The organism is Leptolyngbya sp. 7M (assembly GCF_018128485.1).
This window is the reverse complement of record NZ_CP070897.1, coordinates 5,595,141-5,607,567: the sequence shown is the minus strand read 5'-3', so window position 1 is coordinate 5,607,567 and position 12,427 is coordinate 5,595,141. Positions and strand designations below refer to the sequence as shown.

The window sequence follows — 12,427 nt, the reverse complement described above, 5'->3', positions numbered from 1 at the left end:
GCGATTTTGAGTGGAATAGCCTGAACTTAGGGCAGAATAGTGAGTTATGAATGCAAGGAACCAGCCAACGCCTATGCAAGTGGCAGGAGCTGGAATTTTTGAAGTTGAGCAAAGTGGAAAGTGAGCCAATGTCTGCTGAAACCAATCTACCAACTGATCCGGAGGCAAAAGTCACTGACGCCACCGTGGACGTAAATGGAGAATCCGAAGAATTTACCCTGGCTCCGGATGGGGAACCGTTTGACCTCAGTCCCGAAAATCCTGCTGATGCAGAGACCGCAGCCGACACACCCGTGGACCTACAAGCAACGGTAAGCGCTCTGACGCAGGATATTGAAGCGCTCAAAGCCCAACTGGAAGACCGGACCAATCAATACATGCGGATTGCGGCAGACTTTGAAAATTTCCGCAAACGCACTCAAAAGGAAAAGGAAGAGCAGGAACAGCAGATCAAGTGCACCACCCTAAAGGAATTGCTGCCGGTGGTAGACAACTTTGAACGCGCTCGCTCTCAAATCAAGCCGCAAACCGACGCTGAGATGAACATTCACAAGAGTTATCAAAGCGTCCTGTAAGAAATGTCCTGACTGCATCATCTACGGATTTGCGATTGGCGACAGTGGCTCGGAGCGATCGAAAGTCTACTCGGATTCGGCTTTCTCCCTGAGTTCCTATGAACTTTCCCACAAGAGTTTTACGTTCAATGCACCCTTTGAAGGCGGAACGATGAGTGAGAAGGGTGAAATGCGAAGTGCCATCAATGAACTTGATCACGTTCTGCCGGAAGTCACCTTTCCAACGGTCGAAACCTTGCGCGACCCTACTTATGAAGGGTTTCTCTACGTGCTTGGCAACTTGCTGCGAACCCGTCGTTATGGAGCGCAGGAGTCTCGAACAGGTACGGTTAAAAATCACTTGATTGGAATTGTGTTTTGTGACGGTGAAATCTTCAGCAATCTATATTTCACTCAGGCAATCTACGATACGATGAAAGATGATTTGAACGCTCCGATTGATGTAATTTGCAGTCAGGCCCAACAAGTGGCAGAAACTTTACTCAACAACGAACCCGTTCGTCAACGCCAGCAAATTTTTGGCGACGAGCTGAACAATCTATTGGCAGAGGTTAGTGCAATTTATCAGGATGAGGCAAAATTGCAAGAAACCCTGGGTACGCTTTACCAGCAGACGCAAAGCTATGCAGAAACCTATGGTGCGATTGCCGGTAAAAAGAAAGGTAAGAAGTCATGACGCTCTATCACTGTTCCTTAACCCTTCACGATAACGTGTTCTTTGCCACTCGTGAAATGGGGATTCTCTATGAAACCGAAAAATATCTCCACAACTGGGCACTGAGTTACGCTCTGTTTGAAGCGACCTATATTCCCAAACCCTATCGACTGAAAGGTGCACTGGCTCAACGCCCCAGTTACCTGGAAGATCCAGAAACACATGAGCAGAGTCTACAAATTCTCAATCGTGTGGGCATCTATGTCTTTCCGGCACAACCCCTGACTTGGTCTTATCAAGTGAATACCTTCAAAGCTGCACAGGTAAGCTATTACGGAAAATCTAAACAGTTTGGAGATAAGGGAGCCAATCGCAACTACCCTATCAACTATGGTCGGGCCAAGGAGTTGGCAGTGGGAAGTCATTACCGGGCATTTCTTGTGGCAGCATCAGAAATTCAGATTGCCAAAACTCAGTGGATCAGACTGGGCAAATGGTCTGCCAAAATTCGAGTCGAGATGACTGCAATACCCGATACCTGGATGCAATCAAAATCGGGAGAATACATCTGCCAGCATCCACTTAACCCTTTGGATCTGCCCGCTTCCAACCGTTTGTTACTCTATAACCGAATCGTGATGCCGCCGGTTAGTCTGGTTAGTCAGGCTCAGTTGAGCGGAGACTATTGGCAAATTCGTAGACCTTCCGGTGAGAGAAACAATAACGACAGTGAATTGGATGGATTGCAAATTGAAGGAATCTGTTTACCGAAAGGAATGTTTTATGGTGCTAGCTCCACTGTCAACGTCAGCTAGATCAACTGCGGTCGCACCTGGATTACGCAATGCCGGTCCAACACCCCGTGTAGTGATAGCTGGGACACAGACGAATACGACAAACTGGATCTTGATGAACATGGTTGGGTGAAAAGCTTGCCCAAGCCTGAAGATCCACCAGAGTATGGCCAAGTTGCCACCCTGCTCCTGCACGAAGTTGATCGCTATCCGGGTGGGAAATATGTCGTGCTCTATGAAGGCGAAGGCACGATTGAATATAAATATGATGCCCGGAAAGACGAAGCCGCCTCAAGACTCGGACGAGATGTGATTGATGTGACACCTTCTTCACAGGGAATTTTACTGGTGATCACTGCCACCGATCCCAACAAAACTGGCAACTATATTCGGAATATTCACGTTGTTCCCAGCGAGTACGAAACCACTTTTAAGGATGAAATTTTCAATCCGCTGTTTTTGGAACGCATCAAGAAATTTGGTGCGGTTCGCTTCATGGATTGGATGGTAACCACCAACTCTAAGCAACGCGAATGGAAGGATCGTCCCCAGGTAGAGGATGCTACCTATTCCCCTGAAGGTGCCCCGATTGAGATCATGATTGAGTTGGCCAATCGGCTGCGGGTTCATCCCTGGTTCAACATGCCGCACCAAGCTACCGATGAATACATGCGGAATTTCGCCCAACTGGTCAAAGAACGCCTCGATCCAAACCTTAAGGTCTATGTTGAATTTTCCAACGAAGTTTGGAACTGGATGTTTAGTCAGGCTACCTATGCTCTGGAGCAGGGCAAAGCGCGATGGGGCGAGGATAAAGGTGATGCCTTCATGCAGTGGTATGGGATGCGCACTGCCCAAATGGCCGACATCTGGAAGGAAACCTTTGGCGACCAGCGCGATCGGGTGATTGCGGTGATGGGCACCCAGACCGCATGGCTGGGACTCGAAAATAGCGCCCTAGACTGCTCGCTCTGGGTAGCCGAAGGCAATAAACCCTGCTATCAGCACAACATCGATGCCTACGCCATCACCGGCTACTTTGACGGCAGCCTCACCTCAGATCAGCACCAAAAAACAGTGGAATCTTGGCTAGAAACAAGCGATGGCGGCGTCAGCCAAGCCCTGACTCAACTCAAGCAGGGCGGCATCCTCAAGAACTCGCAAAATCCGCAGGAGACGCAACCAGACGGAGTTTTGGCAACGATTGAGCTGTTCAAATACCATCAACAGGTGGCTCAGCAGAGAGGCTTACAGTTGATCGTTTATGAAGGCGGCCAACATCTGGTGAATTCTAACAGCGAAAAGCTGACCCAATTTTTCATCGAGCTGAATCGGCGTCCGGAAATGTATGACCTCTACACCACGGTGCTAGACGCCTGGAAACAAACCGGCGGCGGTATGTTCATGAACTATACAGATATTACCAAGCCCAGCAAATGGGGCAGTTGGGGCGTACTAGAGCACGTGGACCAAGAACATTCACCCCGCTATGATGCGTTGATTGATTTTATTGACAAGAATGGAAAACCGATCTACCCAACCGAAGCGATGTGCCGATTCACCTGGCGGCTACCCTAGAAATCGAAAAGCGGCGACGGATTGTGTTTGCCAATCCCCAATTCGAGGCTGAAGCCATTTCCGATACAGCACTGCGCGGCATTTCTGAACCGTTGACCATGGCCTTTGTGCAGGTGCTGAATGAGATGGTCGATCTGGACCGTTTCGACCTGGATGGCGTAACCATGCGCTTAAATCGCTTGGAAACCCACGACAAGCAGCTTCTGTTTAGTGGCTACGCCCAGATTGATCATTTTCCCAAAGGCGGTGCCTGATCCCTCTGATCCCCAAGATCTCCGATAGCGGTATGCTGATAGCTAATTGCGAGCTGATCACATTAATCTCACAGTAATCGAGGAGATCCATGCCAATTGGTAATCTGTTTGCTCTGGGTGGGGTGGTGATGTGGCCCCTGCTGGGGCTATCCATTCTGGCAATGGCGCTGATTCTAGAGCGAATTGTTTTCTGGTTTCAGGTGGTGCGTCGGCAAGAGCGAGTGGTGCGCGAGGTGCTGCTGCTGTATCGTCGCAATGCAGCAGCGGCTCTGCACAAGCTAGAAAAAAATATTCATTTCCCAATGGCCCGAATTTTTCTAGCCGCTTTGGAACTCGAACAGGCAACCCCCGAAGAATTCCGTCTGGCTCTGGAAAGTGCAGCTCAGGCCGAAATTCCTCTGCTAAAGCGATTTAATACCGTGTTTGAAACGGTGATTAGCGTCGCGCCACTGTTGGGGCTATTGGGTACCATTCTGGGCTTGATTAATTCGTTTTCTTCGCTGCGGATTGGTGACTTGGGCGGCACCTCTACGACCAACGTCTCGGCTGGAATTAGCGAGGCGCTGGTTTCTACCGCAACCGGATTGGTAGTGTCTATTTTTACGCTGCTGTTTGCCAACATGTTTCGGGGTTTGTATTTGCGGCAAATGGCGCTAATTCAGGAGTATGGCGGCCAGTTGGAATTAATTTACCGTCGTCACCACGAGCGAGGAGCTTCCTATGCGTCTCCCCAATGAGCCAGAACCGCCGTTTCAAATCAACATCGTGCCGATGATCGATGTGATTTTCGCGATTCTCACTTTCTTCATTATGTCTACCCTGTTCCTCACCCGGTCTGAGGGATTGCCGGTGAACTTACCAGAGGCGAGCCGTTCCGAAAAACAAGTCAGCAACCAACTCGTAGTCACGATCGATCAGAGCGGCAAACTGGCGCTGAATCGCCAGCCCATCCAGCTAGATGGCTTAATTGCTGAGGTGCAGTCCCGTGCCCTGACGGAACAACAGCCCGTTGTGGTGATCAATGCTGATGAGGCCGTGAGTCATGGTCAGGTAATTGCCGTCATGGATCGTCTGCGGGCCATCGAAGGAGTACGGCTTGCTATTGCGACTCAGCGTCCTTAGCAGCCGAGCTTTTCAAGCTGCTGGAGAATCTGCTGATGGAAGGCTCCTACCGCCTGAAGCGTAATTTCCTCTTCTCTGTGGATGATGGTCCGAATCGGAGAGAGACAAACCACATCTCGTCGAGGGTCACGTCCAAAACTATCAAAGCTGAGAGCATTGATGTCGGCTGGAATGATGTAACTATTCGTTTGTTCGCTCATGGTAATTACCAATAGTGAATCTTCAGCAATGTTGCCAGCTTTTGCAACGATTACTGCTGAGTAAAGGGATTGGAGGACATGGTTTGACTGGTAGCCGGACAGGACAGACCTGCGTCAACTTCCTCTACTTTGCGCACCTTGCGAACGAGGGTGATCTCTTCTTCTCTGCGGATGATAGTCCGAATCGGAGAGAGACAGACCACATCCCGTCGGGGGTCACGTCCAAAGCTATCAAAGCTGAGGGCATTGATGTCGGCTGGAATTAGGTAGTTGTTTGTTTGCTCGCTCATAATTCAATCATTCCTTGATAGAATTTCCAAGAGGTATTCTAACTATTTGAAAGGTAAAAGTAAACCCAAAAATTGATTTTTTATTGAGAATAATCGAGCTTTTTCTTACTAGAAATTCACAGCAAAGTGGGCCGCTGATTTAGTGAGAATCTGTTCTGACAACGGCTCTAAGATATTACCTTTACTTCAATATTCTTTTTTCTAAAAGTCTCAAAGAGGCTGATTTTTATCAACAGTTGCTAAATTTAGTCATGGGTCACCCCCTACTGATATCTCTAGGAATCAGAACAAAAAGAAGGAAACCATACAACAGAACAATCCAGAAGAAGTTCAGAACAAATTCAAGGATCAGCGCAGCAAAAAACGCTGCTGCAGAAGCGTATCTAACCTGTAATTCAAAGGTTAGTGTGCAGCTAGGAGCATAAGGTTAAATGGTAAGCTTCCTAACCTCACAGAGTGTGAGAATTAAATCTGGCATCGTAACACCTTTACAACAAACTAAATCTCATTGGGCCGCCGATGCTTCAACCTGAACCAACCCTTATCCATTTGTACTAAATGCATTATTCCACCAACTTCATATGCTCGGAGTGAAATCAGCAAAACTACGACGGATGCTATCTCCACAATCAAAAACCTGTTTGATTGGTAATCCGAGAAAATGTAGCTTTCGGCAGGAAATGGCTTTTAGAAAAAATTCAGGGTACAAAAATTGTTTTAAGAAGCTTTTTGGGGAAAATTTGAAAAAACCTATCTCAGAAGAAGCTGTCAGATGAACTGATAGGAGAACTAATAAGCCCAATATCAAAAAGAATAACAAATCGATCGATTCTTTTGAAGTGCTCTACCAAACATTTTTATTATTTTCCTGATTTCATTTTCTAAATTTTGGCTTGCATCCATAGAGAGAACCTATATGAGAAGCGGTCTGAAAGCTTTAATTAAAAAAATTATTAGACTGATTAAACATAGGAATATTTGAAGCTTAATACCAATTACATGTGAAGCTGCATAGAATTTACCCCACCGCCTACGGCACCTCCCCTTGGTAAGGGGAGGTTACAGGCCAGCAGAATATCTGGCAAACCGCCCCACTTCTCCAAACACTGCGCCCGCGTTTCCTGGCCGATCACAGCCTGAAAGTCGCGCACAATCATCGGGTAGGGATGGGGACCCGCCACCGATCCAAGAATGTAGTGCGTGGTTTCTACATTGGTAACCCAATCCCGGATCGCTTCTGAAGTGGCATCTTTGAGTGTGCCTGTGCCCGCTTCCACCGGACGCACTTCGGCTCCCATCAGCCGCATCCGAAACACGTTCAACGCCTGCCGTTCCATGTCGTGCACCCCCATGTAGATGATGCACTGCAAGCCAAACCGAGCGCAGACGGTTGCGGTGGCTACTCCATGCTGGCCCGCTCCCGTTTCGGCAATAATCCGCTGTTTGCCCATCCGTTTTGCTAGCAGCACTTGCCCAAGGGCGTTGTTGATCTTGTGGGCACCCGTATGGTTCAGATCTTCCCGCTTCAGATAAATTTGGGCACCCGTACCGTCAGGTTTGGCGTAGTGTTGAGTCAGCCGTTCGGCAAAATACAGCGGCGTGGCGCGGCCCACATAGTCGCGCAGCAGGCCATTTAGCTCTTGCTGAAATGAGGCATCGTTGCGGTACTGGTAAAACGCCGCCTCCAGTTCCGTTAGGGCAGGCATTAGCGTTTCGGGTACATACTTGCCGCCAAATTGACCATATCGGCCTAGGGCATCGGGGCGTTGAGCAGTGTCGGTGCTGGATTGGCTGGGAGAAGAAATCGATGTCACGGGCTGACCTAGAATTAAGAGAATAATTTCTTCATTATAAAGTTTTGGGTTTTGTTGGCGCAGCCTGTGCAGAGCGCGTAGTTTTAAGGTTTGAGTTCACAAGTGGAGCAGTAAAACTTTCCAGCCCATGTCTAACAAAAACAACCATCCCACCGACCGACCCCGCGTTGTCTATTCTGAATTCGGTTCGTCTGAATCGTCCGAAGCGTTAGAGCGCGCTACGCCGGACTTACCGCCCAATCAACAGAATGTTAGGGTGCAGACCACTCGCGCTGGTCGCAAAGGCAAAACCGTCACCGTGATTACCGGCTTCCAAACCAAACCCGAAACCTTGAACACGGTACTAAAACAGCTCAAAACCCAATGCGGCACCGGGGGCACCGTCAAGGACGATAGCATCGAGATCCAGGGCGATCACAAGCAAAAAATTCTGCAAATTCTGCTGCAAGCGGGCTACAAAGCCAAGATCAGCGGTGGCTAGGAGTTTTGTCAGGATTTACCCACCAACCTGGGGATGTCAACCCTGCCTTGAGCCTCGACAATAGAAGAAGCAGGATTGTAGACATCCCCTCCATTCTGCTGCATCCTGCCTACTCTAATTGAGAGGGTTATTTACCGTGGTTGTACAATCTCAAAAAATTTCTGATACCCGTTACGAAGCCCAAACCCAAGCGATTGCCCGCCAGTTGCTGAGCGCGACAAGAGAAAATCGCAATTTCTTTAGCCAAATGCGCGACCAGCCTGGAACCGTGAATACATCAGTCCAACAGTCCAGCCAGGGGGTCAGGTAGTAACGCCCGCCAGAGTCCGGGATGCTCACGACCAGCGGCTCTTTGGAGACATCGAAGGCAAGGGAACTGTAGAGCGTGTCAGCGTTTGGGCGCACCACATCTGTGTAGGTCGCATCAGGGAACGCGCGATTGTGGACGATCTGATTGACTGGCGCACGGTTTCCAATGGGTCCGGCAACATTACACCCGACATTCTGCGTTATCTGCATCATCACGAGAGGATAGGCGTAGATGTAAGTATCATGTGCAATCTCGTAGATTTCCTCAACTGAGAGTTTCATGTTCATTTCTGTTCTATCTCCGCAGAATTATCTTTACTCAAGTGTTCACTCACTGAAACAAAATATGTTCGCTTTAATGAACTAAACTGAATCAACCAACCTTTTTGAATGGCGGCGGTGCCCAGGTCAGATCCAGAACTTCCGAGCGCGGTGAGTAGAGTCGCATGGTTGGCTCGAATAGCCCTTCGGGAGCGGGCAGCCAGTTTGATTCCTTGTCCTTTCCTGGTGACTCTGCCTGCACGTAGATGTCGAGCGAACCGTCCGGATTGAATCTGAGTTTGTCCCGATCGCCAATCGCAAATCGATCGATCGGATTCGGCACCTGAAACCCCTCTTTGTCATACATTGTGATTGACCAAAAGGCGTTTGCAGGTGGGGTTTTGCCCTGCTCGAAGTGCAGCACGTAGTTGTTCACTCCGCTTAAAGGCTTCCCCTCACCATCTACAAAAGCAGTCGGGTAAACGGCATCCTCCGGCAAATTGCATCCCAGTCCTCCTAACGCAACAAAGGCGCGACGCTTGTAGGACGTTCCGTAGGTGCCCATATTCTCGGTGCCGATATTCCAGCCGTTAATGAAAGCCCCTGCCTTCCGCATTGCCTCTGGCATCTCTATCAGTGCGTCCTTGGCTGCCCGGTTGATAATTTCAATAGTTTCGGGGTCAAGCGACTGAGCATCAAATGGCTTACCCGGTTCAATGCCGAATCTCTGCAAGCGGAACAGGATCGGGTAGTCATTGGGGTGTGGTGGATGCTTCGTCATCAAGTCTGCCAACCGGGTCAGCATGGCAACCCCATCGAGCTGGTTGACCTGAGCCAGTGGAGGCGTGGTGTTATCGACCGTAGGATCGGTCGGCATGTTTGTCGGTGGCGTGTAGTCGCCCTCCTGAGAACTCCATTGTGAAAGGGGAGTCAGCTTATAGCCATCTTGGATTTTGTGAACGTTGGCGTAGTCAGAGGGGCCGTTAGTCTGCGTGCGACCGAGAATCCAGAGCGTCGGTGTTGGGGCTACGATTTGGGTGACACCTGTTGGTAACGTTCCACTCCAACCCCTCGGCACGATCGCGTAGGTGCCAGCCTTTGTCCCCGTGGTGCGGCTACCGACGACTGCAAATACGTCTGTCCACATATCTAACATCGGCAGCAGGTAATCCCGTCCCTGATTTTGTTGCAACAAATCGCCCCAGCCAACATTTTCCCGCAGCGTGGCCGGAAAGCGAGCATAATCCTGCATTACTACCGCAATTTTGGATCGCAGTTCGTTGAGGTCCAGATCGCGATAGTCGTGACCATTCCAGAGAATCGCGCCCTCGCTTGGGTCATAGAGGCGACAGAGCAGTTTGGCTAGGGTCGTTTTTCCGGCTCCGTTTTCACCCACTAGAGCGATCATTTCTCCGGGAGCAATCGTCAGGCTGATGTGCTGTAAGGTGGGCGTGTTGCTGCCGGGGTAAGTAAAACTGAGATTTTTGACCTGAATGCCGCTGGAATGTAAGGCCGAACGATGTGGTGATGTGGGTACAGAACCACTGACGATCTGCGGCTGCAAATCGAGCAGTTCAAAAAAGGGACGAGTGCTCAGCGAGTCATCGTAAAGGCCAGTAACAGCATAGACCAGAAAAAAGACACTCTGCCGCAGTTCCAGAATCAGTCCAGTAAACAGGGCCAGATCGCCAAAGCTATAGCGACGTCCCAGCACGCCAAGGATGATGTAGACATAGGGAACCGCTGCGGCAATCCCGCTGACGAGCGACCAGATCATCGTCTGAATCGCGCCCTGACGCCGCACCTGCTGCATAGCCTGAAAAATCTGTTCAAACCGATCGCGCCAGCGCTGGAGCAAAATCGATTGCAGTGAAAACAGGCGTAGTTCCTTAGCATAGATGTCTTCGGTTAGAACTTTGGCGTAAATTTCCATTTGGCGAGACAAACCAGCCTGGGTTTCTTCGACCCGCCAGCTTTGCCTGTGGTGTCTGATATCAAAATACATGGTTGGTACAAATCCAACCACTAGCAAAATTGGAATCCACCAGGCAATCGACACCGACAACAGCACCGAGGGTACGAACCGCAGCATTGAGATAATAATTTCCAGCAACTTAAACGTGAATCCCTCAAGCTTGGGCAGACTCTTTTCCTTCGTTAATGTGATCAGATTTAGCCGCTCTGGTGTCTCAAATAAGGCAATATCGTCGAAGGTTGCCACTTTTTCGATCATTTGTCCCTGAGCATAGCCTTTAACTCGATCACGCAGGGCGGCAACAATGCTTGTCTGAATTGGTTGAAGTGAATCTACGACAATATTCAACAGAATCGTGATTACGATCGCTGTCAGCAGCAGCTGATTATTCAGCAAAATAGACAGAGGATCATCGGTTGTATTCACCGCCAGTAATCGGATCACCTCGTCAATTACAACTTTGCCAAAATAGAGTGCAATCGAAGGACCTGCCCCCAGCACTAAGTTCAGCAGCAGTAGATTGATTAGTTCTCGCGGAGCTGCTTGCAGCACTAGTGCCACACTGCGCCAAAAAATTTGTTGTACACTCATTTCAGCCGATTGCTTTTCAGACCCAGCTTGAGTAGATAGAGTAGATCTCATGGCAAACAAAATCCTTTCTCTGGGTGGTGAACTACCACCAACGGGAGCGGTCAATGGTTTGGCGGCAAGATGGCAGTTAGCGCACACAATCCGGCCCGTGGCCTCACGAGGGGTTTCGTAGTTTTGCTGTGCCCAGAATGGATAGGCTTCTGCGGTTTGGGGTAGGGCAACATCAGCAGTTACCCAAAGGGCGATTGCAGCGAGAATTACCAAAGCACGCTTCAGGATTACCTGACCGCTATTGGGAAATAGGATTGACCAAACGGTTGACTTCATTGTTAACGGGTGTTCAGTACAAATATAAGTTTTGAGTTTTGGTGGCACAGCCTGTGTGGAGCACGTAGTTTTGAGTTTTGAGTCCTAAGTTCTCATTTTTCCTGTGAAACGGCGGCAAATTCGAACCGCTTATCACTTAAAACTCAACACCTAAAACTCAACACTCCCTAAGAACTATGCCCACCAAGGATCATCACCAGTGCGGAAGTCGGTTTCAGTCCAAGCAGAAAAGGCAATTTTGCCGTTATCGGCTACGGAGGCATGAACGAGGGCCAACGAGAGCGGAGCCGGACCCCGAACTACTTTGCCTTGGCTGTTGTACTGAGAGCCATGACAAGGACAAATAAATTTGTTCTCATTCGCGTTCCAGGGCACCACACAGCCCAAGTGGGTACAGACGGCGTTGAGGCCGTAGTCGGCGATTGCATCCGCGCTTTCTACCACAATGTAGGTTGGGTCGCCCTTTAAACCTTGCGCCAAAACCCGCTCACCTGGGGCATGGCTAGCCAGAAACTCGCTGGCAACAATGTCGTTACCGAGTGCATCTTTAGCTATGACGCCACCACCTGTGCCACCGCTTGATGGCGGGATGAAATATTTGACGACGGGATAAAGCGCACCTAAAACGGTGACTGCGCCAGATCCAACCATCAGCAGGTTCATGAATTGGCGTCGTCCCAAATCGGGCACATCAGGATTTCCAGAGAGTTGAGACATGATCTAAACAAAGGTTACGTAATGTAAGAGGGGTTTTAATGGAAAAACGTTCTAGCGAAATCTACCCTAAGCTGGCCCGATCGCGTCTGCGGCCCAAAAATGAAAACGCAGACAAATATCTTAAAAACTCGAAGAGTAGAGCCGCCCAAGCATACAAAGCCGGTATTGCCAAATCAGCAGCCTTGTCAAATCAGCAGACAGCCAAGGTTTGCAGATCGTCTAGAAGTATTCTACAGCTTAAGAAAACACAATGCTTAACAAAAAATGTTTAACATCAACGTGGGGCGACAGCAGCGAGTGGGTTGTGAGAACTCAAGCTGCTTGCGTGGCTGGAATAGCCTAAAAACTAGCGATGGGTTGGATGCTCGTACTCATGGTTGGCCTGAATGACCTGCTTGCTTCTCGTTTTTAAGATTTGTGATGAACTCACTTAAAGCTTAAAGATTTTGGCTGCTGGTTCGATAAACCCCTAGGCAGAACAAAA

13 protein-coding genes and 1 pseudogene are annotated in these 12,427 nt (G+C 49.3%); 8 read left to right on the top strand and 6 right to left on the bottom strand.

From position 1 onward, the window contains the following. The first annotated feature begins 128 nt into the window (after window positions 1-128). From grpE to JVX88_RS29440, 7 genes are all read left to right on the top strand, one after another. A complete protein-coding gene (gene grpE, locus JVX88_RS43380; protein WP_211622051.1) occupies window positions 129-575 on the top strand; it encodes a nucleotide exchange factor GrpE in 447 nt (148 codons plus the stop codon). Then, entirely contained in the window at window positions 559-1,251 is a 693-nt protein-coding gene (cas7d, locus tag JVX88_RS29465; RefSeq protein ID WP_211628928.1) for a type I-D CRISPR-associated protein Cas7/Csc2, read from the top strand. The genes grpE and cas7d overlap by 17 nt, the downstream gene beginning before the upstream one ends. Further along, on the top strand, window positions 1,248-2,045 hold the full coding sequence (gene cas5d / locus JVX88_RS29460; RefSeq protein WP_211622050.1) for a type I-D CRISPR-associated protein Cas5/Csc1: 798 nt from the start codon (window positions 1,248-1,250) through the stop codon (window positions 2,043-2,045). Before cas7d ends, cas5d begins: the two co-directional genes overlap by 4 nt. A gap of 108 nt (window positions 2,046-2,153) precedes the next feature. Next, the gene (locus JVX88_RS29455) at window positions 2,154-3,602 is read left to right on the top strand and encodes a hypothetical protein (RefSeq protein ID WP_211622049.1); all 1,449 of its coding nucleotides are present in this window, start codon (window positions 2,154-2,156) and stop codon (window positions 3,600-3,602) included. Further along, complete coding sequence (locus tag JVX88_RS29450; protein ID WP_211622048.1) at window positions 3,575-3,856, top strand: hypothetical protein; 282 nt, start codon at window positions 3,575-3,577, stop codon at window positions 3,854-3,856. Before JVX88_RS29455 ends, JVX88_RS29450 begins: the two co-directional genes overlap by 28 nt. Before the next feature lie 89 nt (window positions 3,857-3,945). Further along, window positions 3,946-4,593: a MotA/TolQ/ExbB proton channel family protein gene (locus JVX88_RS29445; protein ID WP_036000723.1), complete on the top strand. Its 648-nt coding sequence runs from the start codon at window positions 3,946-3,948 to the stop codon at window positions 4,591-4,593. After that, window positions 4,577-4,978, top strand: a complete 402-nt coding sequence (locus JVX88_RS29440; RefSeq protein WP_211622047.1) for an ExbD/TolR family protein — start codon at window positions 4,577-4,579, stop codon at window positions 4,976-4,978. The genes JVX88_RS29445 and JVX88_RS29440 overlap by 17 nt, the downstream gene beginning before the upstream one ends. Here the strand turns inward: JVX88_RS29440 and JVX88_RS29435 are convergent. From JVX88_RS29435 to JVX88_RS29425, 3 genes and pseudogenes are all read right to left on the bottom strand, one after another. Then, on the bottom strand, window positions 4,975-5,178 hold the full coding sequence (locus JVX88_RS29435; protein ID WP_211622046.1) for a hypothetical protein: 204 nt from the start codon (window positions 5,176-5,178) through the stop codon (window positions 4,975-4,977). The genes JVX88_RS29440 and JVX88_RS29435 overlap by 4 nt on opposite strands. Before the next feature lie 50 nt (window positions 5,179-5,228). Beyond that, a complete protein-coding gene (locus JVX88_RS29430) occupies window positions 5,229-5,468 on the bottom strand; it encodes a hypothetical protein (protein WP_211622045.1) in 240 nt (79 codons plus the stop codon). Between the two features lie 1,004 nt (window positions 5,469-6,472). Further along, window positions 6,473-7,174 (bottom strand): annotated as a pseudogene (locus JVX88_RS29425) (pyridoxal-phosphate dependent enzyme); the annotation flags it as partial. A 235-nt stretch (window positions 7,175-7,409) separates the two neighbouring features. Here JVX88_RS29425 and JVX88_RS29420 point away from each other — a divergent pair. Further along, complete coding sequence (locus JVX88_RS29420) at window positions 7,410-7,763, top strand: translation initiation factor (RefSeq protein ID WP_211622044.1); 354 nt, start codon at window positions 7,410-7,412, stop codon at window positions 7,761-7,763. A 171-nt stretch (window positions 7,764-7,934) separates the two neighbouring features. Here JVX88_RS29420 and JVX88_RS29415 read toward each other — a convergent pair whose 3' ends face one another. From JVX88_RS29415 to petC, 3 genes are all read right to left on the bottom strand, one after another. Beyond that, window positions 7,935-8,360, bottom strand: a complete 426-nt coding sequence (locus tag JVX88_RS29415) for a DUF1254 domain-containing protein (RefSeq protein ID WP_211622043.1) — start codon at window positions 8,358-8,360, stop codon at window positions 7,935-7,937. Window positions 8,361-8,445: 85 nt separating this feature from the next. Then, entirely contained in the window at window positions 8,446-11,226 is a 2,781-nt protein-coding gene (locus tag JVX88_RS29410) for a DUF1214 domain-containing protein (RefSeq protein ID WP_211622042.1), read from the bottom strand. Between the two features lie 174 nt (window positions 11,227-11,400). Further along, complete coding sequence (petC, locus tag JVX88_RS29405; protein ID WP_211622041.1) at window positions 11,401-11,943, bottom strand: cytochrome b6-f complex iron-sulfur subunit; 543 nt, start codon at window positions 11,941-11,943, stop codon at window positions 11,401-11,403. Window positions 11,944-12,427: the final 484 nt, after the last annotated feature.

Excerpts from the sequence above, each read along its gene's own strand:
- grpE (WP_211622051.1), top strand. The coding sequence starts at position 129 with ATGTCTGCTGAAACCAATCTACCAACTGATCCGGAGGCAAAAGTCACT.
- cas5d (WP_211622050.1), top strand. The coding sequence starts at position 1,248 with ATGACGCTCTATCACTGTTCCTTAACCCTTCACGATAACGTGTTCTTT.
- JVX88_RS29445 (WP_036000723.1), top strand. The coding sequence starts at position 3,946 with ATGCCAATTGGTAATCTGTTTGCTCTGGGTGGGGTGGTGATGTGGCCC.
- JVX88_RS29440 (WP_211622047.1), top strand. The coding sequence starts at position 4,577 with ATGCGTCTCCCCAATGAGCCAGAACCGCCGTTTCAAATCAACATCGTG.
- JVX88_RS29435 (WP_211622046.1), bottom strand. The coding sequence starts at position 5,178 with ATGAGCGAACAAACGAATAGTTACATCATTCCAGCCGACATCAATGCT.
- JVX88_RS29430 (WP_211622045.1), bottom strand. The coding sequence starts at position 5,468 with ATGAGCGAGCAAACAAACAACTACCTAATTCCAGCCGACATCAATGCC.
- JVX88_RS29420 (WP_211622044.1), top strand. The coding sequence starts at position 7,410 with ATGTCTAACAAAAACAACCATCCCACCGACCGACCCCGCGTTGTCTAT.
- JVX88_RS29415 (WP_211622043.1), bottom strand. The coding sequence starts at position 8,360 with ATGAACATGAAACTCTCAGTTGAGGAAATCTACGAGATTGCACATGAT.
- JVX88_RS29410 (WP_211622042.1), bottom strand. The coding sequence starts at position 11,226 with ATGAAGTCAACCGTTTGGTCAATCCTATTTCCCAATAGCGGTCAGGTA.
- petC (WP_211622041.1), bottom strand. The coding sequence starts at position 11,943 with ATGTCTCAACTCTCTGGAAATCCTGATGTGCCCGATTTGGGACGACGC.